The sequence below is a fragment of the Terriglobus tenax genome (genome assembly GCF_025685395.1).
Classification (GTDB): Bacteria; Acidobacteriota; Terriglobia; order Terriglobales; family Acidobacteriaceae; genus Terriglobus; species Terriglobus tenax.
The window spans coordinates 351,762-376,516 of the sequence record NZ_JAGSYA010000003.1; the positions used below are offsets into that span (position 1 = coordinate 351,762).

Genomic DNA, 24,755 nt, shown 5'->3' on the forward strand with positions numbered 1-24,755 from the left:
CAGAAAGCTACAGCTTTGTCACCAGCGCACCGTACAGATCAAGAATGTAGGTATCGGTCATGCCGGCAATGTAATCCGCCACCGTGCGGGCGACTCCTTCGGTCTCCAGGTCGCCATAGTAGCCCTCGGGCAACTGGCTGGGGTTCTTCACCCAGTAGCGAAACAGCGACTCAATCACGACGCGTCCGTGCGCGTTCTCTACCTTGAGCGGACCGCAGGTATACAGAGCTTCGTACAGGTACTTTTTTTCCTCGAGCCGCATGGCTTCCATCTCCGGGGAGAAGACCGCAATGCGGTAAGGATAGGCGCGGATCTGTTCCAGCGTCTCAATGCCGATCTCTTCCACCTGCTTTGTGACGTTCTGGATCACATCATCCGTCAGGCGATGCTGCATCCATTGCAGCGTCTCGTGGAAGAGGTATTTCTGCTCCACTCCAGGATGACGGCGGTGGACGAAGTCATACAGGTCGCGGAAGATCGACAGGTTCTCACGCAGGTCATCGACCTCAAGAATGCCGGACTCAAGGCCATCGTCAAGATCGGCCGCAAGATAGGCTACCTCGTCTACCAGGTCGATGATCTGGGCCTCCAGCGGCGGACGCTGGCCCAGGAAGTATTCCGCAAGGTCGGGATGGTCTTCTGCCTTGTAGTCGCGCGAGTGCTTGATGATGCCTTCGCGTACGCCCAGCGTCAGGTTCAGCCCACGATGCGCCGCATAGCGCTGCTCAAAGTGCTCCACCGTGCGCAGAGCGTGCAGGTTGTGATCGAAGCGCAGGCCATACTCCTGCAGGCAGTGGTCCAGGGCGCGCTCGCCCGTGTGGCCAAAGGGAGGATGCCCAATGTCATGCACCAGCGCCAGCGTCTCGGCCAGTTCCACATTCAGACCCAGGGAGGAAGCGACTTCGCGTGCAATCTGCGCCACCTCAATGGTGTGCGTCAGGCGCGAGCGGAAGTGATCCCCGGAGCGGGTCGAGAAGACCTGCGTCTTGCCGGCGAGACGTCGAAATGCACGCGAACCCACAACGCGATCGCGGTCCCGCTCAAACGGCGAGCGCGACATGCGCTCCGGATACGGCCACTTGCGCTGGATCAGGGGATCGTGCGCATCGCCGCGAACGGCATAAGGTTTGCGCGTGGTCAACATGGAATCGTGCGAAATCTCTCCTTCAGAAGGCTATCAGCCACCCGGTTACGGAGATGGAAAAAGGCCAGCCGAAGCTGGCCTTTCCACCCATCATGAAGCTGATTGGTTACTTGTTCTGCACGGCGCTACGGGCTGCCGGCGTAGCGCGCGCCAGCTTCACACGCGCATTGTCCAGCTTCTTCTGTACCTTGGCCTGGTCCGCCGGATCGGCATCCGGCGCCAGCGCCAGCTTGTACTCCTTCATGGAGCGCTCCCACCAGCTGACGGCCTGCTTCAGCTTTCCGGTCTGCTCATACAGCTCGCCCAGGTGGTCATAGACCGTCGGATCGGTGGTGATGCGGTCCTTGGCCTTCAGCAGGTTCTCTTCGGCCAGCGCATACTGCCCGCTCTTGAAGTAGGCCCAGCCCAGCGAATCGAGATATGCCCCGTTCTGCGGATCCAGCTCGACAGCTTTGCGAACCATGTCGACGGCCTCGGGCAGCTTCTGCCCGCGGTCAGCCAGCATGTAGCCCAGGTAATTCAGCGTGGCGGCGTTATTCGGGTCAATGGCCAGCACCTTGCGGAACTCCGCTTCGGCCTGGTCATACAGTTTCTGCCGCTCCGCCAGCGTTCCGCGCGAGAAGTGCAGGTAGATCTTGTCCTCATTGCGCGAGGTAATGCCTTCCACCTTGGTCAGCTGCTCGTCGGCATCCTTCCAGCGCTTCAGGCGGATGTACATCTGGGCCAGCTGCATGCGGATATCGCGATCATCGTCGCCGCCCAGCTGCGCCTTGGCGATGGTGATCGCCTCTTCCACCTTGCCGGTGTCGGCCAGCGTGCCCGCGTACAACATCTGCACGCCCTTTTCCTTCGGTAGAGCCTTTGCGGCTTCTCCGGCGGCAGCGGTCATCTTGGCCCAGTCGTGATTGTCGCGATACGCGTCCACCTCACCCTGGTAGCCGCGGGCGATGTTGTCTCCACCCAGCGCGACGATCTGCTTGTAGGCATCCACGGCCTGCGCTGTCTTCCCCTGCTCGCGCAGCACTGTTCCCAGGCGATCAAGGAACAGCACGCGGTTGTTCTTTTCCCCGTCCGTGTAGTTGCCATCGGCATGGGCGGTATCGGTCAGCAGCTTGTTCAGCGTGGTCACCGCATCGTCAAAGCGGCCAAGCGAGTCATACAGCAGCGCCTCGTTGTAGCTCAGCTCCAGCGAATCGGTCACCAGCGTCTTGGCCTTCTTCAGCGTAGCCAGAGCTTCTTCATAGTGGCCCTGGCGGCGCTGGATCTCCGCAATGCGGATGTAGGACTGCGCATCCTGCGGCTCAGCCGCAACAATATCCTTGTACTGCTTCAAAGCCGCGTCAAACTGGCCATCCAGCAGCAGGGCACTGGCAAGGCCACGCTGTGCGTCCAGGTTGTCGTTGTCAATATCGAGCGAGCGCTGGTAGGCCGCGGCGGCCTCCTTCGGCTTCTTCAACTGGTCATAGGTCAGCGCCAGCGAGTATTCCATGCGCGCCGTACGGTCCGTCACGGGCAGGGCATTGATCAACTGCACAATGCGGTCATACTGGTTCTGCTCGCCATACAGACGAACCATCGCCAGCACAACCTCTTCCGAGGTGCCGTCCAGCTTCTGCGCGGTCTTCAACTCGGCCTCGGCCTTATCGTTTTCGCGGTTCAGCGCATAAAGCTGACCCAGCAGAAGGTGATCTTCCACGCTGTCCGGCTTCAGGCGGACAATCGCCTGGTACTCGGTCAACGCCATCTGCAGCATCTGCTGTGACTGGCCGTTGGGCGTACCATCGCCCAGCGAGCGCAGATAGATCCGGCCCAGGATGTTATGCGCCTCAACATCATTCGGATTGCGCTTGACCTGCTCCTGGGCCACCGAGACGGCTTCGCGCACGCGGCCCAGCTTCAGATAAAGGTCCGCCAGTCCGTCCTGCAACTGGGCTGAATCCGGATCGGCATTCAGCGCCAGCTTGTACTCTTCAATAGCCTGCGTGGCGTAATCGGTGCGGCCCTGGTTGACGGCCATCTCCTCATACATATGCGCCAGGCTGTAGTGATAGTAAGACGCCGAATGATCTGGTCCTTTCGGCGCCTCCACCGCGGTCTTCTGTTGCGCGGCTGCAGGCAGTGTTGCCAGCAGCGCAGCCGCCGAAAGCAGTACGGGACGAGCGGTAAAGAGACGCCGGAAAAGTGTCATCAGGTCCTGAAGCGCGGCTGGTAGCCGCTGTATATCCGAGTTAGACGATTGTATCTACACGTAGGATGCTGGCAAGTACCATTTGCCTGATCATCCGTGACGGAAATGCCGGATTCCGGTAAAGACCATCGCCAGTCCAAGCCGGTTGGCGGCCGCAATTACGTCCTGGTCCTTCACCGATCCGCCCGGCTGAATCACCGCCGTCGCACCCGCGGTGGCCACCGTTTCCAGGCCATCCGGGAAGGGGAAGAAGGCGTCCGACGCCGCCACCGTGCCCGCCAGCGGTAGAACCGCCTTCAGCGCTCCGAACTTCGCAGCATCCACGCGAGACATCTGCCCGGCGCCAATTCCCACCGTCTGGCCGAAGACCTCCTGCCCATGCGCTTCCGCGCGGGCATACACAATCGCGTTTGATTTCACATGCTTGCAGACACGCCAGGAGAACAGCAGGGCCGTCAGCTCCTCCGGAGTCGGCTCGCGGTCGGTCACAATCTTCAAGTCGCCGGACTCAATCCGCTTGCGGTCCGCGTCCTGCAGCAACAGCCCGCCGGAGATCTGCTTGATCACCTGCTGGGCCGGATGAGCGTTGACCTCCACCAGCCGCAGGTTCTTCTTCGCGGCAAAGATCGCCTGGGCCTCCGGCGTAAATCCGGGGGCGGCAATCGCCTCCACAAACAGCTTCACCATCTCGGCGGCCGCTGCCTCGTCCACAATGCGGTTCACGCCAATCACACCGCCAAAGGCCGAAATCGGATCAGCCGCCAGCGCGCGGACATACGCATCGGCAACCGAAATGCCCGTCGCCGCTCCGCAGGGGTTGGTGTGCTTGATGATGGCCACGGCAGGCTCGGCAAACTCCTGCGCAAGCTCCCAGCAGGCATCCAGGTCCACCAGGTTGTTGAAGCTCAACTCCTTACCCTGCAATTGCTTGCCGGCCGCAATACCCTTGCGGGAGCCGTCCACGTACAGCGCCGCGGACTGGTGCGGGTTCTCGCCATAGCGCAGCGTCTGCGCCAGGCTGAAGTCCAGGTCCAGCCGCGCAGGATAGGAACCTTCCTCGGGCTTCGCCAGCGGGGTCTCCGGCGCGGCGTAGGGCAGCGTTGCCAGCGTGGCGGCAATGGCCGAGTCATAGGCGGCGGTGGTGGCAAAGGCCGTCTGCGCCAGCTTCCAGCGGGTCTCACCGCTCAGCTTGCCGCCGTTCGCGGCCAACTCGGCGGAGATCGTCGCATAATCCTCCACGCGGGTCACAATCGCCACATCCTCAAAGTTCTTCGCGGCAGAGCGCACCATCGACGGGCCACCGATGTCGATATTCTCAATCAGCTCCCCAAAGGTGACACCCGGCTTGGCGGCGGTCGCCTCAAAGGCGTACAGGTTCACCACCACAATGTCGATGTCTTCAATGCCATGCTCGCGCACAGCGGCTACATGCTCCGGCAGGCTGCGGCGGTGCAGAATGCCGCCATGCACCTTCGGATGCAGCGTCTTTACGCGGCCATCCAGCATCTCCGGAAACCCGGTCAGGTCGGAGATGTCACGCACGGCAAGGCCCGCGTCCCGCAGCGCCTTGGCGGTACCGCCGGTCGAAACCAGCTCCACGCCCTGGGCAACCAGGGTCTTGGCAAAGTCGGTGAGTCCGGATTTATCGGTGACGGAGAGGAGGGCACGGCGAACAGGCTTCAGATCAGTCATGACCCTTCTATTTTACGGGGATTGGACTGAGCACCGCCTAGGTATATGGGCGTATCGGGTTTCTATGGACAGTCGAGGTTGAGTATTTTGTCCGAGAACTTTAGCCCTCAGGCGGAGGGAGTAGTGGCTTTCAGGCCACTGAAAGAGTGCTAAACGAGATGGGGTTTAGCCCCTGGCCCTAGCAAAAAGCCGTTTTATGTCGGGGGCACGGCTTCAGCCGAGCCGCAAAAGTCCGCATATCCGTGCGGCTTCAGCCGCTAAGGTACTTTTATGTGCCATCCAGAAAAGGAAATGCCTGGGCCAACGGCCCAGGCTGTATGCACTCCCAAAGCTTTTTACGGCAGCTCCCGCACCCAGATATTCCGGAAGCTCAGCGGCTCGCTCTTGTCGCCGTGGGCCTGCAGCTTGATGGGGGCGCGGTCATAGGCCTTGTACACGGGCTTACCGATGTACAGCGTCTCGCCCTTCAGCTCGTAGTGGTCTTCCACCAGTACGCCGTTGAACAGCACCGTCGCGTAGGCGGGCGTCTTCAGGCTGCCGTCGGCGTTGAAGATCGGCGCGGTCCAGATCACGTCGTAGCTCTGCCACTCACCCGGCTTGCGGCCCGGATTGGCCAGAGGAATCGCCTGCTTGTACAGACTTCCGGCCATACCGTTCACGTAGGTCTTGTTCTGGTAGCTGTCCAGCACCTGTAGTTCATAACCGGCGTCACCGGTACCCGTAGAGGCCAGGAAGACGCCGCTGTTGCCACGAGCCTGTCCCTCGCCGGTGATGGTCGCGGGAACCTTCCATTCAATGTGGAGCTGGTAATTCTTGAAGGACTTCTTCGTTTCGATGTTGCCGACGCCCTTTTCCTTGTTCACCGTCAGGGTGTCGTCTTTAACAAACCATTTGGCGGGCGACTTGTCGCTGACCTGCACCCACTGGTCCAGGTTCTTCCCGTCAAACAGCACGGTGGCGTCCGACGGCGGCGCCGTGGTGACCGGAGCTGTGTTACTGACTACCGGCGGTACCGGCGACCAGATTTCGGTATCTTCCGGCTTGGGCTTGGCCGTCTCCTGCGCGAAGACAGCGGTTGCGGCGAAACTCAGGGCGAGGGGAAACAGTAAGCGGCGCATGCGGAGCCAGCATACGCCACAGGGGCCCTATGCGGAAAGCATCGCCCCGGTCAGGTCACGCGCACGCTCCACCTCGTGCGACTTGCACCACGTCCGCAGGCCGTTCGCGATGGTCTCCACCGCGCGCGGATCGGCATAGCTGGCCGTGCCTACCTGCACGGCCGTTGCACCCGCCAGAAGGAATTCCACCGCATCCTCCGCGCAGACAATGCCACCCAGCCCAACCACCGGAATGCTGACGGCCTTCGATGCCTCGCGCACCATGCGCACGGCAATCGGCTTGATGGCCGGCCCGGAGAGCCCGCCCGTGGTGTTGGCAATCCGCGGCTTGCGCGTTTCAATGTCGATCGACAGCGCCAGGAAGGTATTCACCAGCGAGACGGCGTCCGCTCCGGCGTCCTGCGCCACGCGCGCCATGTGCCCAATGTTGGTTACATTCGGCGACAGCTTCACCATCACCGGCCGCTGCGTTCTTCTGCGAACGCGCGTCACCAGGTCATAGAGCATGATGCCGTCCGTGCCAAACACCATGCCGCCGTGCGAAGTATTCGGGCAGGAGGCGTTCAGCTCATACATGGCAATGCCGTCCGCCTGGTCCAGCTCACGGACAACCTGGATGCAGTCCTCCACCGTATAGCCGAAGACGTTGGCAATGCATACGGCTCCCTTGATCTGCCTGATCTTCGGCAGCTTCTCGGCAATAAACGCTCTCACGCCCACATTCTGCAGACCAATGGCGTTCATCATGCCGCTGGCCGTCTCAATAATGCGGGGCGAAGGGTTGCCTGCCATCGGCTCGGCGGAAAGCCCCTTGGTTACAAAGGCCCCAATCTTATCCAGAGAAAGAATGTCCTCAAACTCAAGGCCATACCCAAAGGTGCCGCTGGCGGCAATGACCGGCGAGCGCAACTCCACGCCGGCGATGTTCACGCGCATGTCAGGGGATTTGTTCACTCTCGTTATGCTACAGCTCCAGCGTCCAGGTCTGCCCCACCAGCTCCGCCCCGAAGCTGTGATGCGGTTCTTCGGCTACAAGCTGGAACCCCGCCGCCTGGTAGATCCGCGTGGCCGGCGTCAGCATGCTCTGCGTCCATAGCGTGATGCGCGTATAGCCCACTTTGCGCGCAAAGCCGATGCACTCGGCCACCAGCATCTTACCCAGCCCCATGCCACGCGCCTCCGGTTCCACAAGCAGCAGGCGCAGTTTGGCCGTCTCCGGCTCTTCCGGGTGCTGTACCAGGAAGATATGCCCCAGTTGCAACCCCTCCGGCGACTCCGCCATCCAGCAGTGCTCGCGTTCGGGGTTGAAGTTCGCCAGAAAATCCGCGGCAATCCGGGCCACCAGCATCTCAAAGTCGCTGTTCCAGCCATACTCCCGTGCGTAGGCCACAGCCTGCCGGTGAATCACCCATCCCATGTCGCCCGTACGGTGAGGCCGCAATATAAATGCCGGTTTCTCGTCTGCCATACCAGCAGCCTAGCGCAGCCGGGCCGCCCAAACCGCTAAAATAGAGAGACCTATGTTGGATTTGGCATTTGTCCGGGCGAACCTGGATCTGGTGAAAGCAAAGCTGCGTTTGCGCGGCATGGACCCCGAAGCTGCTCTTGGTGATTTCACGGTTCTCGACGCCGAGCGTCGCACCGCCATCACCGAGGCCGAGAACCTGAAGGCCGAGCGCAACAAGCTCTCCGCTGAAGTCGGCAACATCAAGCGCTCCGGCGGCAATGCAGACGCCATCATGGAACAGGTGCGCGGTCTGAAAGAGCGCGGAGAAGCGCTCGAAGCCAAGGCCACCGAGCTCGACGCCAAGCTGCAGGCCACCCTGCAGGCCATTCCCAATCTGCCGCAGGACAGCGTTCCCGCAGGCACGGACGAGCACGGCAACCAGCTCGAAAAGACCTGGGGCGACAAGCCAAGCTTCGACTTCGAGCCCAAGCCCCACTGGGAGATCGCCGAAGCGCTCGGCATCGTCGACTTCGAACGCGCCGCCAAAATCTCCGGCGCTCGCATGGTCGTGCACTTCGGCCAGGGAGCGCGCCTCGAACGCGCCCTCGCCGCCTTCATGCTCGACCTGCACACCCGCGAGCACGGCTACATGGAGGTCCTTCCTCCGTTCATGGTCAACAGCCGTTCGCTCTTCGGCACCGGCCAACTACCCAAGTTCGCCGAAGACCTCTTCCACTGCGACGACAGCGGCCCTTTCGACGGCGAGCTGAAGGACGGCGACCACTGGCTCATCCCCACCGCCGAGGTCCCGGTCACCAATCTCTTTGCCGGCGAAACGCTGGACGCCACGCAGTTGCCCATCAGCTACTGCGCCTACACACCCTGCTTCCGCGCCGAAGCCGGATCGCACGGCCGCGACGTCCGCGGCATGATCCGCCAGCACCAGTTCCAGAAGGTGGAGCTGGTGAAGTTCGTCGCGCCGGAGACCAGCAACGACGAGCACGAAAAGCTCACCCGCCACGCCGAAACCGTGCTGGAAAAGCTGGGCCTGCCCTACCGCCGCATGCTGCTCTGCACCGGCGACATGGGCTTCAGCTCGGCCAAAACCTACGACCTCGAAGTCTGGCTGCCCGGCCAGCAGACCTACCGTGAGATCAGCTCCTGCTCCAACTTTGAGGGCTTCCAGGCGCGTCGCGCGGGCATCCGCTACCGCCCGGCGGGAGGCAAGAAGAGTGAGCTGCTGCACACGCTCAATGGCAGCGGCCTGGCCGTTGGGCGCACCTATCTCGCAATTCTTGAGAACTACCAGCAGGCCGACGGTACTGTGCGTGTACCGGATGCGCTGGTGCCGTACATGCATGGCGACACCGTCATCGGAAAGCAGGCCCGCTAATGAAGCTCTTGAAGAACTACATCTTCTGGACCTATGAACGGGGCAGCCTGCACTACGACATCATGGTCACGCTCATCCTGCTGTTCCTGTTCATCTCGCCGCATTACATTGACTTCAAGGCCCATCCGCAGGACACCCCACTGCAGCCCGCGCAGACCCTGGTGCAGGAAGATGGCCACGGCGGCTATCTCTACACCCTGCGCGCACAGGATGTTCGCCAGGCAACGGGCGACCTGAACAGCGACCTGCTCTACGCCGTGGTGCAATACGCCGGCCCGGTGACCATGGACAAGAGCGAAGAGATGAAGGACGCTCACGGCAAGGTGACTGGTTACAAGGTCTGGGTTCACCGTCCGTAAGTTGACCTTTACCGTTGGTTTGCATCCAACCAGTGTGAGGATTTTGTAGAGCCTATGCGTTTTGGATTGATCAAGTTCACCGCGGCCGCAGCCTTCATGCTGACCGCTATTTCCATCAAACCGGCTGCTGCGCAGACACAGGAACTCCAGAAAGTCGTCCAGCAGTTGGACGCCGCTGCCGCGAAGTTCCAGTCCGCCACAGCCGACCTGCGCTGGGACACTTACGAGCGCGTCGTCCGTGAGACCACCATACAGACTGGCATTATCTTCTTTCAGAAGAAGGGAGCGGCGACCGACATGGGCGCCGTCATCCAGAAGCCGGCCAAGAAGGTGGTTGCTTATTCAGGCGGACAGTTGAAGCTCTACCAGCCGAGCATTGACGAACTCACGCTGCTTTCCGCGGGGAAGAACCAGTCTCAGTATGAAAGCTTCCTGACTCTGGGTTTTGGTGGCAGCGGCACAGAGATGGAGAAGCAGTGGACCATCACACCGCAAGGCACGGAAACGATTGACGGTGTCCAGACAACGAAGCTGGATCTTGTACCGAAACAGGAGAGTGTGAAAAATACCTTCACGCATGTCATCATCTGGACCGATCCGGTGCGCGGCGTTTCCTTGAAGCAGCAGTTCTTTACCCCCTCCGGCGACCAGAAGATCTGCTTCTACACCAACATCAAGGTGAACGGGAAGGTCGACACCAAGGCCTTCGAGATCAAGACCACGAGCAAAACCTCGGTCAAGCGCCCCTAGCGCTGATAAATCGTTTTCGTAGCCTCGGTTTAGGTGCTTCCGAAAATTCACCCTAACCGCGCTTACGCAAACCATCCACCGAGTAGCGATCCTGCTCAACCAGCCACAACATAAAAAAGAAAACGGCGCTGTAGACCAACTGGGTCCCGGCGCCGTTCCAGTTTTGGATCGATGTTGTGCCGAAGGTCAGCGCAATCATCAGCAGCGATCCCGCCACCAGCGCAAGTCGTGTGAACAGTCCCAGGATCAGCAGCAGCCCCACGCTGCCCTCAATCACCGGAATGCAGTAGCCAAAGGCCAGGATCATGCCATGCGGCAGGGGAGACTTCTCCATCCCCTGCGCCATGCCCGTGGCAAAGGCTCCTACGCCCGTAAGGATGCGGAAGAAGCCATGGCCAAAGATGTTAACGCCCAGGGCCAATCGCATTAGCCCATACGCCACCGCGCGATGATCACGAAACATGGCATTCCTCCATAAACACAATCCTGTCATCTCGACCGGAGCGGAGAGATCTGCATTTAAACCTGCGAACAGGCCAGAGGACTCAGATAGTAGTTGCTGATGTTGGTCACAATTTCCGGATCCGTGTAGCCAGGCTTATGTGACAGCTCCTTCCACGCCGGGTCCGAACCAAACTTCGACCAGTTCGCACTCAGCGTCGGCAGGTCAGGGAAGGTGAGCATGTACGTCAGGTTCGGCAGCAGCGGGCCGCTGATGGCGCTCCCAAAGAAGACCGGCGCCAGCCCCGCCTTCACAAAAATGCCAATCTCAGCCGTATTGAACATCTCCACCTTCTTCAGGTGTGCCGCATACGACGCGCTCTCATAAATACGGAGTTGGAAGATGCGCTTCTCCGGCTTCGGAGGTGTCAGCTTCGGCCATCCCGTAAAGGCGGAGAAGATCGTGCTCTCCACGCGGAGAAACGCAGGCGCGGCCGCCGGAGCATCCCAGAACCCAGCCGCTGCCTTCAGGAACTCGGCATCCTGCGATAGCTTCTGGTTCACGCTCAGCAACGCCTCAGCAGACTTCGATGGCAGCAGCAGGTAGTAGGTCGGCATCTCCGGCCCAACATCCACCTTGAACGCCCCTACCGGAGAAATGCCCATGTGATTCAGCGCCGGAATCATCGCCTGCGCGAAGAAGTTCTCCGTCAGCTTCGGCCCTGCGCCATTGCGCAGCGAAAATCTGCGCAGCTCGTAAAACTCCTGCCCTGCCTGCTTTTCCTGCACCTGTGCTTCCACTGGCAACACTGTGGCTGCAACCGCGCCAGCCGCTGCGGAACGAATAAACTCACGCCGTTTCATGCCTACCCTTATACACAAACAAAAATGCCCCGGTCATCACCGGGGCATTTCGTGTGTTGCGGAGGCAGCTTATGCCTTCACAACAGCTCCGTCCTTCACTTCGACCGGATCCAGGAACGGCATGGACTTGCGCAGCTCCTTGCCCACCTTCTCCAGCTGGTGCTCGTTGTCGGCTCCACGGAACTTGGCAAAGCCCTTGCGGCCGGTCTCATTCTCTTCAATGAACTCCTTGGCGAACTTGCCGGACTGGATGTCCTTCAGTACCTCGCGCATGGCGTCCTTCACAGCCGGGGTCACAATGCGCGGTCCGGTCACGTAGTCGCCCCACTCGGCGGTGTCCGAGATGGAATAGCGCATGTACTCCAGGCCGCCACGGTACATCAGGTCGACGATCAGCTTCAGCTCGTGCAGCACCTCGAAGTACGCCAGCTCGGGCTGGTAGCCAGCCTCAACCAGGGTCTCAAAGCCGGCCTTCACCAGGGCAGCAGTGCCGCCGCACAGAACAGCCTGCTCTCCGAACAGATCAGTCTCGGTCTCTTCGGTGAAGGTAGTCTCAAGAACGCCGCCACGGGTGCAGCCAATGCCCTTGGCATAGCTCAGAGCCAGCGCCAGAGCGTTGCCGCTGGCATCCTGCTCCACGGCAACCAGTCCGGGTACGCCGCCGCCTTCGGTGAAGACCTCGCGCACGCGGTGGCCAGGTCCCTTGGGGGCAACGAGGGAAACATCCACGTCCGCCGGGGGATTGATGGTGCGGAAGCGGATGTTGAAGCCGTGGGCAAACATCAGGGTCTTGCCGGCGGTCAGGCCCGGCTCGATCTCCTTGTATACCTTGGCAGCCGTCTGGTCCGGAACCAGCAGCATGATCACATCGGCCCACTTGGCGGCGTCAGCAACTGAGAGGACCTCGAGACCGGCGTTCTTCGCCTTGGCTTCGTTGGCCGAACCGGGGCGCAGGCCGACCTTCACGTCTACGCCGGAGTCCTTCAGGTTCAGCGCGTGAGCGTGGCCCTGCGAGCCGTAGCCGATGATGGCGACTTTCTTCGCCTGGATAAGAGAGAGGTCTGCGTCGTGATCGTGATATGCCTTTGCCATTCTTCTTCCTTTTCGGTGGTTACTTAGAATTCTATTGGTTTTCGAGGATTGTCATCCTGAGCGCAGGGTAAGGACCTGCTTTTGTTTCTCTTCCCCTAACCCGGTTTGCGAGGGTGGGCGGGTAGGCTATGTCTCGTCTTCCTCAAACTGGTTCGGCAGGTCATCCTCTTCCGGCCGGTCAGGATACGCGACCGCTTGCTCCGCCGCTGACTTGGTTCCCAGCGCCTTCAGCACCTTGCTGGTGTGCTGTCCGCGGCGCATGGCCATGCGGCCTGTACGGGAGACCTCCAGCACCTCATAGTTTGACTCAAGCAGGACCTGCAAAAGCCCCTCAATCTTCGAAGCCGATCCAGTCATCTCCAGCATGATGGACTCCGGCGCCAGGTCCACTACGCGAGCGCGGAAGACATTGGCCAGCTCAAAGATCTGCGTGCGCGAGTGCAACCCGTGCGGAGCGTGTGGGCCGGCAGCCACCTTGATCAGGCAAAGTTCGCGGATCACGGCTTCGCTGCGGCCGACCTCGTCCACATCGCGCGTGACTTCCAGCTTGTACAGCGAGGCACGGATACGGTGCGCCGCGTTCTCCGGAGCCTCCGCGACGATCGTCATGCGAGAGACGCCCTCCCGCTCGCTCTCACCCACGGTGAGCGATACGATGTTGACCGAGAGGCGGCGGAAGAGGGAAGCGACGCGCGTCAGTGAGCCGGGTTTGTCATCTACGAGTGCAATAAAGGTGTGCAGCATTGGGTCTTCTTTCTATGCTTTACTTCGTTGCGGTGTAGGGAGCATCGGTGTCCCACAGTTCAATATCCTTGCCATCAGCCCGGTGCAGCAAACCCTTGTCCCACACCTTGCCCGGCAGCTTCGACATCGTGTAATCCGCCGCGCCGTGATAGCTGCCGCCGCAGGGCGGAGCTCCAGGCGCATACTTCTCCGTCGCGCATTTCTTCCCGCGATAGATGGACGTACGAAGATCATTGCCAGCCGGAGTCTTGATCTTCAACGTCTCCAGCGAACCACTCCGCGCCGCGTCCCGCAGTTGCCATACCGTCGCAATCAGCTCATCGTCGGTTGCATCTTCCTTGGCGATCAGCGTGAAGGTCGACGTATCCGGGTTGAAGTGCAGCACCGTAAAAGCAGCCGGAGCCACCGACGGACGAGCCGGATACGTCACCACAGGCTTTACTGACTCCTTCGTCGGAGGCACTGGGGCAGGCGCGGAGTTACATCCGGCCAGCCCCAGCGCGATGCCGAGCGTAAAGGTGGTCGCAAACGTCGCGCGGATCATTAATCCTCCGCCGTCTCAATCAACGGGTTCGGACGGCGCACCATCTCATGCAACGCGCTTCCTGGGGCGATCATCGGGTACACGCCATCTTCCTTCTCCACCGAGAAGTTGATCAGGAACGGCATATCGCCCGTACGCGCCTTGGTCACCGTCGGTGTTACCTCTGCGCGCTTTGAGACGTTTGCTGCGGGAATACCATGCGCCCCCGCCAGCATCACGAAGTCCGGCGACAGGATCGGCGAGCATGAATAGTTCTTGTCATAGAACGCCTCCTGCCACTGACGCACCATGCCCAGGAAGCCGTTGTTGATCACCGCGATGTTGATGTGCAGCCCCTCCTGCATAATCGTCGACAGTTCCGATGCCGTCATCTGGAAGCCGCCATCGCCGGCAATCACCCAGACATCCTTCTCCGGGCATGCCATCTTGGCTCCGATCGCTGCCGGCAGCGCAAAACCCATCGTCCCCAGGCCACCGCTGGTCACCAGCGTACGCGGAGCGTTGTGGCGGAAGTACTGCGCCTCCCACATCTGGTGCTGGCCCACATCGGTGACGATGATCGTCTCCTTCTCGCGGCCGGCCGCCACCGCCTCGCGCCAGATGTCATGAATGACATGTGCGGCGTACAGGTGACCGTTGTCCGGAAGATTGATAATGTCGCGCACGGCGGCATCACCCTTCATCGCGGTGATCTGCTTCAACCAGCCTGCATCGCTGGAGGCGGGCAGCATGGGAAGAAGGGTCTTCAACACCTCACGCAGGTCGCCGATCAGGGCAACGTCCACCTTTACGTTCTTGTTGATCTCAGAAGGATCGATCTCAATGTGGATCTTCTTCGCATTCTGCGCATACGAAGCCAGGTTGCCGGTCACGCGATCGTCAAAGCGCATGCCGAAGGCCAGCAGAAGGTCAGCCTCCTGGATGGCATGGTTGACCCACGATTCGCCGTGCATGCCCATCATGCCCAGGCTCAGCGGATGCGAGGCAGGGAAGCTGCCCAGGCCCAGCAGAGTGCTGGCAACGGGGATATGCATGCGCTCGGCAAAAGCGATCACCTCAGCCTCAGCGCCTGACTGATTGATGCCATGGCCCGCAAGAATCACCGGCTTCTTCGCAGCCTTGATCAACTCCACCGCCTGCAGAATCGCGCTCGACTCCGCGCGCAGCATCGGGTGCGGACGTGCCGGGGCAGGCGCGGCTTCATCAAAGTTGAAGATCGCGGTGGCCTGCTGCGCGTCCTTGGTGATGTCGACCAGTACCGGGCCGGGGCGGCCGCTCTTCGCAATCTGGAAAGCAAGGCGAACCGTGGAAGCAATGTCCTCAGCGCGCGTCACCAGGAAGTTGTGCTTCGTAATCGGCAGCGTGATGCCGGTGATGTCCACTTCCTGGAAGGCATCGGAGCCAAGCACCTTGCTAGAAACCTGTCCTGTGATCGCAACCATCGGAATCGAGTCCAGCATGGCTGTGGCAAGGCCGGTCACAAGGTTGGTCGCACCAGGGCCGCTGGTGGCCATACAAACGCCCACCTTACCGCTGGCACGCGCGTATCCATCGGCCATGTGCGATGCGCCCTGTTCATGGCGCACCAGCACATGGTGAATGGGGAACTTGCGCAACGCATCATAGATCGGAAGAATGGCTCCGCCCGGATAGCCGAAGACCGTCTCGACACCCTCGCCTACCAGGGTGGCCCAAAGAATCTCGGAGCCCGTGAGCGTGGTGTTACGGATGGCATCGATGGTGTCGGTCATATATTCCTCCTACTGAAATAGTTAGTTACTTCAAATGTCGAAACGCTGCTTTGCTTCTTCCTCTGTCAAATACTGCCAAAGGGCTGGGCCGCCGCCGTGCATTTCGCTGTTTGGAAAAGATCTCTGCAATAAGAGGCCATCTACTTTGCTACGGTAGAGCGTTGTCCAACCCCCATCGGTCGTAGCAATCTTTTCCAAACCATCTAGATTCACGACGTCACAGCTCCTAAACTCGCGCTGCTCACCGTATTCGCATACTTCGCAAACACGCCGCGCTTATACCGCGCTTCCTTCGGCTTGAACTCCTTCAACCGCTTCGCCAGCTCTTCTTCACTGATCTCCAGCGTCAGCTTGCGGTTCGGAATGTCGAAGGTAATCAGATCGCCCTCACGCACAGCGGCAATCGGTCCACCCTCCTGCGCCTCAGGAGCGACGTGGCCCGCCATCAACCCGCGTGTTGCTCCAGAGAAGCGTCCATCGGTCAGCAGGGCAACGGTCTCTGAAAGCTCGGGGATACCCTTGATCGCCGCCGTCACCGCCAGCATCTCACGCATACCCGGTCCGCCCTTTGGACCCTCATAGCGAATCACGCACACATCGTTCGGCTTGATCTGTCCAGCCTCTACCGCTGCAAAGCATAGGTCTTCCGAATCAAACACACGCGCCGGTCCCTGGTGATAGATGCGCTCGTGTCCAGCCACCTTGATCACGCAGCCATCCGGAGCAAGGTTGCCCTTCAGGATCACCAGCCCGCCCGTCTTCTTCAGCGGAGCCTCCACCGGATAGATCACCGGCTGTCCCGGCGTCTCCACCGCATCCTTCGCCTCATCCGCCAGCGTCTTGCCCGTCACGGTGATGGTGTCACCCTTGATCAGCCCCGCATCCAGCAGGCGCTTGGCCAGCAGACGCGATCCACCGGCCTCCTGATAATCCTTCGCCGCATACTTGCCGCCCGGGCTCATGTCGCAGATGTGCGGCGTGTGCTCGCTGATGCGGTCGAAGTCTTCCATCGACAGCGGAATCTTCAGCTCATGCGCAATCGCAATCAGGTGCAGCACCGCGTTCGTCGATCCACCCGAAGCCGCCACCGCCGCAATCGCATCTTCAATCGACTGCTTGGTCAAAATCTGCGACGGCTTGATGCCAGCCTCCGCCAGCTTCATCATCAGCTTGCCCGCCTCGCGCGAAGCATGTGCTTTCTCGGCAGACATGGCAGGAACGCCCGTCAGCTGAATCGGCGAGATACCAAGAAACTCACCCGCCATCGCCATCGTGTTCGCCGTAAACTGTCCACCGCACGCACCCGGTCCAGGGCAGGCCGCCGCTTCCACGGCTTCCAGCTGATCGTCGTTGATCTTGCCGGCGGCGTGCGAGCCGATCGCCTCGAAGACCTGCAGGATTGTGATCTCCTTGGTGGAGCCATCTGCCTGCGGCAGCTTGCCGGGCATAATCGAGCCGCCATACAGCATCATCCCCGGAATATCGAGCCGCGCCAGCGCCATAATGGCCGCAGGCATGTTCTTATCGCAGCCGGCAATGCAAACCAACCCGTCAAAGCTGTTGCCGCGCGCCACCAACTCAATCGAATCGGCAATCACCTCTCGCGAGATCAGCGAAGCCTTCATGCCCTCGGTGCCCATGGTGATGCCGTCCGAGATCGTGACGGTGTTGAACTCCATCGGCGTGCCGCCCGCCTCACGAATGCCCTGCTTCACGGCCTCGGCCACCTGGCGCAGGTGAAAGTTGCACGGCCCAATCTCCGTCCACGTATTGGCAATGCCGATGATGGGCTTATGCAGGTCTTCTTTGCTGAAGCCAACGCCGCGCAGATAGCTGCGCGCCGCAGCACGGTTCGGACCTTCGGTCAACGCGATAGAGTTCGTTTTTGCGGGGCTAAGTTTCTCGCTCACAGTCTTCCTTCTTGCTTACGCGGTTACGGTCTTCGGTGCCGACCAGAATTCGTTGTTATGCTTTGCTTCAAACTTGTCCAGCTCCGCCACATGGCGCAGCGTCAGGCCAATATCATCCAGCCCATTCAGCAGGCAGTACTTGCGGAAGGGATCAATCTCAAAGCTCGCCTTGAAGCCCTGCGCATCGGTCACCGTCTGCGCTTCCAGGTCGACCGTAATCTCATAGCCCGCAATCTTCGCGCGCTCCATCAGCGTCGCCACCTCGGCCTCCGTCAAACGAGCCAGCACAATGCCGTTCTTGCCCGCGTTCGAGAAGAAGATGTCCGCAAACGTCGGCGCGATGACCACGCGGAAGCCATAATCCGCCAGCGCCCACGCCGCATGTTCGCGCGATGACCCGCAGCCGAAGTTCTTGTCTGCCAGCAGAATCTGCGCGCCCTTGTACTGCGGAGCGTTCATCACAAACTCTGGGTTCGGCGAAACATCATCCGCAACATCCTGGTTATAGCGCCAGTCAAAGAACAGAAACTCGCCATACCCCGTGCGCTCAATGCGCTTCAAAAACTGCTTCGGAATAATCTGGTCTGTATCCACATTCGCGCGATCCAGCGGCACGGCAACGGAAGTAATTTTGTTGATGGGCTGCATGAGTTACTTGCCTCCGTTCCAGGTACGAATATCGGTGAAATGTCCAGTGATAGCGGCGGCAGCAGCCATCTGCGGCGAGACCAGATGCGTCCGTCCACCACGGCCCTGGCGACCCTCAAAGTTACGGTTGCTGGTCGAGGCACAACGCTCGCCCGGCGACAAAATATCCGGATTCATGCCCAGGCACATGCTGCATCCCGGCTCACGCCACTCAAAGCCAGCGGCCTTGAAGATCGTGTCCAGACCTTCTTCCTCAGCCTGGCGCTTCACCGCCTGTGATCCCGGAACCACCATCGCCGAGACCGTCTTGGCTACATGACGTCCCTTCACAATTTCCGCAGCAGCGCGCAGGTCTTCAATGCGTCCGTTCGTGCACGATCCCAGGAAGACGCGATCAATCGCAATCTCTTCCATCGGCGTTCCCGCCGTCAGACCCATGTACTCCAGCGCGCGCTCATAACCCTTGCGATCAATCTCGTTGGTCGCGTCCTCAGGCGAGGGAACTCGCGACGCAATGCTGGTCACCATGCCAGGCGAAGTACCCCAGCTCACCGTCGGCGTAATGTCAGCGGCGTTGATGTGCAGCTCGCGGTCGAAGGTCGCGCTTTCGTCGGTGGGCAGAGTCTTCCATTCGGCCACGGCTTTGTCCCACTCCGCACCCTTCGGCGAGAAGCGGCGGCCCATCAGGTACGCAAACGTCGTCTCATCCGGAGCGATCATGCCGGCGCGTGCGCCCGCCTCAATGCTCATGTTGCAGATCGTCATGCGACCTTCCATCGAAAGCGCACGAATCGCCGAACCCGCATACTCCACCGCATAGCCGGTCGCGCCATCGGTGCCGATCAAGCCAATGATGTGCAGAATAATGTCCTTCGCAGTCACGCCATACGGCAGCTCGCCATCCACGGTAATGCGGAAGGTCTTCGGCTTCGGCTGCGACAGCGTCTGAGTGGCCATCACATGCTCCACTTCGCTGGTGCCAATGCCAAACGCCAGCGCACCAAACGCACCATGCGTACTCGTGTGCGAGTCGCCACACACAATCGTCATGCCCGGCTTGGTCGCACCCAGCTCCGGCCCAATCATGTGCACAATGCCCTGCGAAGCGTCCTGCACATCGAAGAACTCGATGCCGAACTCCTTGCAGTTCTTGCGCAGCGCATTCACCTGCGCGGCGCTGGTCTGGTCCAGGATGTTCAAACGGTCCGCGGCCGAGGTCGTCGGCACATTGTGGTCCACAGTGGCAATATGGCGGTCCGGACGGCGCAGCTTGCGACCAGCCAGGCGAAGACCATCAAAGGCCTGTGGCGAGGTGACCTCGTGGACCAGCTGAAGGTCGATATAGATCAGAGCCGGCTCGCCCGCTGGTTCCGCGACGAGGTGGTTCTGCCAGACTTTTTCAAACATCGTTTGCGGCATTGCAATTCCCTCAAAAAGCAGATCCCTTACGGGATGACAAACAAGAAACTAAAGTTGGATGGCGTCCAGTACGGCCTTGCCCATCTCGCCGGTCGAAACCTTCTTCTGTCCCGCAATATCGCCACGCGCGATATCCGCGGTGCGATAGCCAGCAGCCAGCACCTCGGCCACGGCCACTTCCACCGCCTTGGCTTCCTTCTCCAGCCCAGCCGAGTGACGCAGCACCATCGCCGCCGTCAGAATCGCTCCAATCGGATTCGCGATCCCCTTGCCCGCAATATCAGGCGCCGACCCATGCACCGGCTCATACAGGTTCACCTTGCCGCCCAGCGTTGCCGAAGGCAGCATGCCCAGCGATCCCGTGATCACACCGGCCTCGTCCGACAGAATGTCGCCAAACAGGTTCTCCGTCAGCACCACGTCAAAATCCTTCGGACGGTTCATCAAATGAATCGCCATCGAATCCACCAGCTGATGCTCCAGCGTCACATCGGGGAAGTCCTTCGCCACCTGGTCCACCACATAGCGCCACAGTTGCGAGACCTCCAGCACGTTCGCCTTGTCGACGCTCGTCACCTTCTTCTTGCGTCCCTGCGCCAGCTTGAAGGCAATGCGCGCCACGCGCTCCACCTCGGCTTCCGAATACACCATGGTGTTGTGCGCCAGCTTCTCTTCACGGTTCCACCAGCGCGGCTCGCCAAAGTACAACCCGCCCAGCAGCTCGCGGACAAACATAATGTCCACGCCCTCGGTAATCTCCGGGCGCAGCGCCGAGTTATCCGCCAGCGGCTTGTACGCCACCGAAGGCCTCAGGTTGGCAAAACCGCCCAGCACGGAGCGGATCTTCAGCAGCCCAGCCTCGGGGCGCTGGCTCGGCGGAAACGAGTTGAACTTGTTGTGGCCTACAGCACCCAGCAGGGCAGCATCGGCAGCCAGCGTGCCATCAATGGTCGCCTGAGGCAGCGGAGTCCCCTCGGCATCAATCGCCACCCCACCAATCAGCAAGTCGGTGTAGGTAAAGCTATGCCCCCCATGCTTCGCCACCGCGTTCAGTACGTTCAGAGCTTCGTTCGTAACTTCCGGGCCAATCCCATCACCGGCCAATACTGCAATCTTGAGATTCATTCGTTCCTTATCAAAGGGCCTTTAGCCAAAAATGGAAGACTGCGATGTAGAGAGCTGAATAAACAAAAAACGATGTTGCCAAACTGTTACGAATCTTCTTGTTGGGCGTGATCCACATATAGACACCCCCAACAACTGCGGGGATCCCGAAGATCACGCGCAACGCCGTCATACCAGCGGCGCCGTCTCCGCCTCAATCAAGCCAACAATATCCTGGTCATAGATCGATTTCTTCCGGTCAGCCAGCGCCGTGAAGCGGTGATAGACCTCATCCAGTTGTTCACGGTTGAAGTTGTAGCCCAGTTCCTTCAGCTTTTGCTCCAGCCCGCGACGGCCGCTGTGCTTGCCCAGCACAATCGTATTGGCTACTACGCCAAAGTGTCCCGGCGTCATAATCTCGTAGGTCAGCGGATTGGCCAGCACACCATGCTGGTGAATGCCGCTGGCATGCGCAAACGCGTTCTTGCCCACAATCGCCTTGTTAGGCGAGGGAGTAAAGCTGATGATCTTGTCCAGCATCGCGCTGGTCGCGCCAATCTGCTTCAGGTCCAGCCCGTGGGAGTAGGGATACTGGTCTTTCCGGACCGTCAGGATCGCCGCAACCTCTTCCAGCGAAGCATTGCCCGCGCGCTCTCCAATGCCGTGCATGGAGACCTCCACCTGCCGCGCTCCGCCCAACAATCCATTCAGCGTGTTGATCGTCGCCAGTCCCAGGTCGTCATGGCAGTGCGTGGAGAAGATCGCCTGCGCCGCATTCGGAACCCGCGAGCGCACCGTCTCAAACATCGCCTGGTACTCCGCCGGGGTGGAGTAGCCCACCGTATCCGGCAGGTTGATCGTTGTCGCTCCCGCCTGGATGGCGACCTCCGTCAGCTTGCACAGGAAGTCGATATCCGACCGCGTCGCATCTTCGGCGGAAAACTCCACGTCCTCGCAGTGGCTCTTGGCCAGGGCAACCATCTCGCCCGCCTGGTCCAGCGCCTGCTGGCGGCTGATGCGCAGCTTCACCTCCAGGTGAAGATCGCTCGACGCAATAAAGGTATGAATGCGGTTCTTCGCCGCCGGAGCCACGGCTTTCGCCACAGCCTCAATGTCTTCGCGCTTGCAGCGCGCCAGCCCGGCAATGCGCGGAGCCTTGCCGTCGCGTCCGACCTCACGCGCAATCGAGTGCACCGACTCGAAATCGCCGTCCGAGGCGATCGGGAAACCCGCCTCGATAATGTCCACGCCCAGCAGGGCTAGTTGATGCGCAAACCGCAGCTTCTCGTCGTGATGCATCGTGCAACCGGGCGACTGCTCGCCGTCACGAAGCGTTGTGTCGAAAAAGATAACTCGGTCGTTGGTCGACATACTTGGCCTTATACCTCTGCTTCCGGTTATGATAAACCCCACTTATCGGGCCCGTCTGGCCGATTAGCACTTCTAATACCCTGATAAGCGAGCCGTCCGTGGACCTGTTTCAGATGGAAACCTTCCTCGCCGTTGCTGAGGAAAAAAGCTTCTCCCGCGCCGCGCTGCGCCTGCACCGTACCCAGCCGGCTATCAGCCAGGTCATCGGAAAGCTGGAGACCGAGTTGGGGGAGTCACTCTTCGAGCGCCAGACCGGCAGCCTGACGGACGCCGGAGAGGTCCTGCGCGAGTACGCCATCAAGCTCGTAAACCTGCGCGACGAGGCCGGCTCCGCCCTGAAGGATCTGCGCTCACTCCACCGTGGCCGGCTTCTGCTGGCGGCCAACGAGTACACCTGCCTGTGTCTGCTGCCGCTCATCCACGAATACACCCGCCGCCATCCACAGGTAAAGGTAGAGGTCCAGCGTTCGCTCGCCAGCCGCATCGGCGACGATGTCCTGGCCAACTCGGTCGAACTCGGCGTGCTCAGCTTCCAGCCGTCTGACCCGCAACTCCGCTCCGTCGTCATTTTTCGCGACGAGCTGGCCTGCGTCGTCAGCCCCAACCACCCCCTGGCCAAAGCTGGCACGGCCAGCGTCAAAGAACTGGGCCGCGAGCGCTTTGTCGCCCACAATATCGCCTCTCCACAGCGCCAGCGTGTCTTCCAGACCTTCGCCCAGCACCGTACCAAGCTGCCCATCTGGGTGGAACTGCCCTCGCTGGACGCCATCAAGCGCTTTGTCGCCATGGGGAACGGCGTCGCGCTTTCTCCCAAGCTCACCGTTGCCGCGGAGCTCCGTTCCGGCTCCCTGGTCGAGATCAAGGCCCGCGAGCTGAACTTCGAGCGCAAGCTCCGCGTGGTCTACCGCAAGCAGACCGCTCTGTCGCATACCGCACGCGCCTTCCTCAAAATTGCCGAGGAGTATGCCATCCACCACGGCGATCCCTATTACTTCCAGGCCGAGCGCGTGACACGCACCGGAAATTAATTCCTCCAGGCGAGACAATTCTTCCTCCTGGAACGTTTCCTCAGTGGGTGCGCCCGCAAAGGTCGGCGCGCCGATGCAGGGCAGAGGTGAACCACCATGAACCTGAAACGATTTGCACTGCGGGCAGCCATCCTGGCTGCCTGTACTTTCGGTCTGGCAACACTCAGCGCTCACGCGCAGGGAATGGGCGGCGGCATGGGACAGATGTCCCCGGCGGAACGCAGCGCCCGGCAGCTCGACATGATGAAGACCCGGCTCAACCTGACCGACGATCAGACCGCCAAGGTCAAGGACCTGATCGCTGACCGCGACAAGAAGTCCGCCGATCTCCGCGCCAGCGGTGGCGACATGGAAACCATGCGTCCCAAGATGATGGAGATTCAAAAGGACTTCTCCGACAAGGTCAAAGCCATTCTGACCGACGACCAGAAGAAGACCTACGACGAAATGCAGTCGCAGATGCGCGGCGGCGGACGTCCCGCTCCCCCTCCGCAATAAAGGTGCTTTTGGGATTCCGGGTGACCCACCCATGCGCGTTCTTTTGCGCATGGGTGGGATCTCCCCTACTTACGCGTATCGCTTCTGATGCCACTCCCAGGCGGACGCGATGATCTGGTCCAGCTCCGGGAAATTCGGCTTCCAGCCAAGCTCGTTCTTGATCTTTTCCGAACTGGCAACCAGCACCGCCGGGTCGCCGGCGCGGCGCGGCTCTTCAATCACCGAAATCGGCTTGCCGGTGATCTTCCTTGCAGAATCAATCACCTGGCGCACAGTGAAACCTTCGCCACTGCCAATGTTGAAGATGTGGTGTCCTGGTTCTTCCAGCGCCTTCAGCGCCAGCACGTGGGCATCGGCCAGGTCCTGCACGTGGATATAGTCACGGACGCAGGTCCCGTCGACCGTGTCGTAATCCTGACCAAAAATTTTGATCGATTCCCGGCGGCCTAGCGCGACGTCCAGAATCAGCGGAATCAGGTGCGACTCGGGTTCATGAGCCTCGCCATAGCCTTCAATCGCTCCGGCAACATTGAAGTAACGGAGCGCGGCGTACCGCAGACCGTGGATCTCGCTCATCCAGCGCATCATTGTCTCGGACAGGAGCTTGGACTCTCCATAGGCGTTGGTCGGCTGCAGTTTTGCGGTTTCCAGAATCGGCGTTGACTCCGGCTCGCCGTAGCAGGCGGCCGTGGAACTGAAGACCAGCTTGTTCTGACCGGTCGCCAACATAGCTTCCAGCAGGCTCAGTGTGCCGCCGGTGTTATTACGAAAGTAAAGTTCCGGCCGCTTCATGCTCTCGCCCGCTTCAATCAGGGCGGCGAAATGAAGAATGGCATCAAACTTGCCTTGCTGGAGTGTGTCCTCCAGCAACGGGCGGTCCTGTAGATCGCCCTGGATGAAGGTCGCCTGCTTGGGGAGTGCACTGGCTTTCGCGTGGCAAAGATTGTCGTAAATAGTGACATTTGCTCCCTGCTGCAGCAGGATGCGCGAGACTGTGCCGCCAATGTAGCCGGCTCCGCCGGTCACCAGAAAATTCATCGAACCAAATTTCAACTTTCTGCAACCAATGTATCAGCGGCGCTCCCCCTGCAAGTCAAACCCGGCGGTCGGACCATGGAACTCTTGCTCGCCGAACGACGTATCGCGGAGGGGCAATCTATCCAGATGTCTGATTTCATGACTTTTTTCGTTGCTTTCGCACAAGGGTTTACGCAAGATAGTGATATTACCCCCCGGCTCGTGGCCGAATC

At 60.4% G+C, this 24,755-nt stretch carries 24 protein-coding genes; 5 read left to right on the forward strand and 19 right to left on the reverse strand.

Annotated elements, in window-relative coordinates; genetic code table 11:
* Positions 1–7: 7 nt before the first annotated feature.
* From dgt to OHL13_RS01555, 6 genes are all read right to left on the reverse strand, one after another.
* Positions 8–1,144, reverse strand: coding sequence for a dGTP triphosphohydrolase (gene dgt / locus OHL13_RS01530; RefSeq protein ID WP_263408348.1), 1,137 nt, complete (start codon positions 1,142–1,144; stop codon positions 8–10).
* A gap of 106 nt (positions 1,145–1,250) precedes the next feature.
* On the reverse strand, positions 1,251–3,332 hold the full coding sequence (locus OHL13_RS01535) for a tetratricopeptide repeat protein (protein ID WP_263408349.1): 2,082 nt from the start codon (positions 3,330–3,332) through the stop codon (positions 1,251–1,253).
* Positions 3,333–3,422: 90 nt separating this feature from the next.
* The gene (gene purH / locus OHL13_RS01540) at positions 3,423–5,024 is read right to left on the reverse strand and encodes a bifunctional phosphoribosylaminoimidazolecarboxamide formyltransferase/IMP cyclohydrolase (RefSeq protein WP_263408350.1); all 1,602 of its coding nucleotides are present in this window, start codon (positions 5,022–5,024) and stop codon (positions 3,423–3,425) included.
* Between the two features lie 335 nt (positions 5,025–5,359).
* Complete coding sequence (locus OHL13_RS01545) at positions 5,360–6,142, reverse strand: 3-keto-disaccharide hydrolase (RefSeq protein ID WP_263408351.1); 783 nt, start codon at positions 6,140–6,142, stop codon at positions 5,360–5,362.
* A gap of 27 nt (positions 6,143–6,169) precedes the next feature.
* On the reverse strand, positions 6,170–7,078 hold the full coding sequence (locus OHL13_RS01550) for a dihydroorotate dehydrogenase (protein ID WP_263409106.1): 909 nt from the start codon (positions 7,076–7,078) through the stop codon (positions 6,170–6,172).
* 28 nt (positions 7,079–7,106) lie between these two features.
* On the reverse strand, positions 7,107–7,610 hold the full coding sequence (locus OHL13_RS01555; RefSeq protein WP_263408352.1) for a GNAT family N-acetyltransferase: 504 nt from the start codon (positions 7,608–7,610) through the stop codon (positions 7,107–7,109).
* Positions 7,611–7,662: 52 nt separating this feature from the next.
* On the opposite strand from OHL13_RS01555, the gene serS reads away from it, so the two are divergent.
* From serS to OHL13_RS01570, 3 genes are read left to right on the forward strand one after another with little or no spacing between them, the layout of a single operon-like run.
* Positions 7,663–8,982, forward strand: coding sequence for a serine--tRNA ligase (gene serS, locus OHL13_RS01560; protein ID WP_263408353.1), 1,320 nt, complete (start codon positions 7,663–7,665; stop codon positions 8,980–8,982).
* Positions 8,982–9,341 (forward strand): hypothetical protein, encoded by a 360-nt coding sequence (locus tag OHL13_RS01565; RefSeq protein ID WP_263408354.1) that lies wholly within the window; start codon positions 8,982–8,984, stop codon positions 9,339–9,341. The genes serS and OHL13_RS01565 overlap by 1 nt, the downstream gene beginning before the upstream one ends.
* A gap of 54 nt (positions 9,342–9,395) precedes the next feature.
* Positions 9,396–10,091: a LolA family protein gene (locus OHL13_RS01570; protein WP_263408355.1), complete on the forward strand. Its 696-nt coding sequence runs from the start codon at positions 9,396–9,398 to the stop codon at positions 10,089–10,091.
* Positions 10,092–10,143: 52 nt separating this feature from the next.
* On the opposite strand, the gene OHL13_RS01575 is transcribed toward OHL13_RS01570, so the two are convergent.
* From OHL13_RS01575 to OHL13_RS01625, 12 genes are all read right to left on the reverse strand, one after another.
* Complete coding sequence (locus OHL13_RS01575; protein WP_263408356.1) at positions 10,144–10,554, reverse strand: DoxX family protein; 411 nt, start codon at positions 10,552–10,554, stop codon at positions 10,144–10,146.
* Between the two features lie 56 nt (positions 10,555–10,610).
* Complete coding sequence (locus OHL13_RS01580; protein ID WP_263408357.1) at positions 10,611–11,396, reverse strand: NIPSNAP family protein; 786 nt, start codon at positions 11,394–11,396, stop codon at positions 10,611–10,613.
* 69 nt (positions 11,397–11,465) lie between these two features.
* The gene (ilvC, locus tag OHL13_RS01585; protein ID WP_263408358.1) at positions 11,466–12,488 is read right to left on the reverse strand and encodes a ketol-acid reductoisomerase; all 1,023 of its coding nucleotides are present in this window, start codon (positions 12,486–12,488) and stop codon (positions 11,466–11,468) included.
* Between the two features lie 126 nt (positions 12,489–12,614).
* Positions 12,615–13,232 (reverse strand): acetolactate synthase small subunit, encoded by a 618-nt coding sequence (gene ilvN / locus OHL13_RS01590; RefSeq protein WP_263408359.1) that lies wholly within the window; start codon positions 13,230–13,232, stop codon positions 12,615–12,617.
* Between the two features lie 19 nt (positions 13,233–13,251).
* Complete coding sequence (locus OHL13_RS01595; RefSeq protein ID WP_263408360.1) at positions 13,252–13,776, reverse strand: hypothetical protein; 525 nt, start codon at positions 13,774–13,776, stop codon at positions 13,252–13,254.
* Positions 13,776–15,527, reverse strand: a complete 1,752-nt coding sequence (gene ilvB, locus OHL13_RS01600) for a biosynthetic-type acetolactate synthase large subunit (RefSeq protein WP_263408361.1) — start codon at positions 15,525–15,527, stop codon at positions 13,776–13,778. Before ilvB ends, OHL13_RS01595 begins: the two co-directional genes overlap by 1 nt.
* A gap of 30 nt (positions 15,528–15,557) precedes the next feature.
* Positions 15,558–15,740, reverse strand: a complete 183-nt coding sequence (locus tag OHL13_RS18655; protein WP_399255028.1) for an Imm27 family immunity protein — start codon at positions 15,738–15,740, stop codon at positions 15,558–15,560.
* Entirely contained in the window at positions 15,737–17,437 is a 1,701-nt protein-coding gene (ilvD, locus tag OHL13_RS01605; protein WP_263408362.1) for a dihydroxy-acid dehydratase, read from the reverse strand. The genes OHL13_RS18655 and ilvD overlap by 4 nt, the downstream gene beginning before the upstream one ends.
* Positions 17,438–17,452: 15 nt before the next feature.
* Complete coding sequence (gene leuD, locus OHL13_RS01610; RefSeq protein ID WP_263408363.1) at positions 17,453–18,085, reverse strand: 3-isopropylmalate dehydratase small subunit; 633 nt, start codon at positions 18,083–18,085, stop codon at positions 17,453–17,455.
* A 3-nt stretch (positions 18,086–18,088) separates the two neighbouring features.
* Entirely contained in the window at positions 18,089–19,504 is a 1,416-nt protein-coding gene (leuC, locus tag OHL13_RS01615) for a 3-isopropylmalate dehydratase large subunit (RefSeq protein WP_263408364.1), read from the reverse strand.
* A gap of 48 nt (positions 19,505–19,552) precedes the next feature.
* Entirely contained in the window at positions 19,553–20,629 is a 1,077-nt protein-coding gene (gene leuB, locus OHL13_RS01620; protein ID WP_263408365.1) for a 3-isopropylmalate dehydrogenase, read from the reverse strand.
* Positions 20,630–20,797: 168 nt separating this feature from the next.
* Complete coding sequence (locus OHL13_RS01625; protein WP_263408366.1) at positions 20,798–21,979, reverse strand: 2-isopropylmalate synthase; 1,182 nt, start codon at positions 21,977–21,979, stop codon at positions 20,798–20,800.
* 98 nt (positions 21,980–22,077) lie between these two features.
* On the opposite strand from OHL13_RS01625, the gene OHL13_RS01630 reads away from it, so the two are divergent.
* Complete coding sequence (locus OHL13_RS01630) at positions 22,078–23,007, forward strand: LysR family transcriptional regulator (RefSeq protein ID WP_263408367.1); 930 nt, start codon at positions 22,078–22,080, stop codon at positions 23,005–23,007.
* A gap of 96 nt (positions 23,008–23,103) precedes the next feature.
* On the forward strand, positions 23,104–23,505 hold the full coding sequence (locus OHL13_RS01635; RefSeq protein WP_263408368.1) for a Spy/CpxP family protein refolding chaperone: 402 nt from the start codon (positions 23,104–23,106) through the stop codon (positions 23,503–23,505).
* Between the two features lie 69 nt (positions 23,506–23,574).
* On the opposite strand, the gene galE is transcribed toward OHL13_RS01635, so the two are convergent.
* The gene (galE, locus tag OHL13_RS01640; RefSeq protein WP_263408369.1) at positions 23,575–24,543 is read right to left on the reverse strand and encodes a UDP-glucose 4-epimerase GalE; all 969 of its coding nucleotides are present in this window, start codon (positions 24,541–24,543) and stop codon (positions 23,575–23,577) included.
* Between the last annotated feature and the right edge of the window lie 212 nt (positions 24,544–24,755).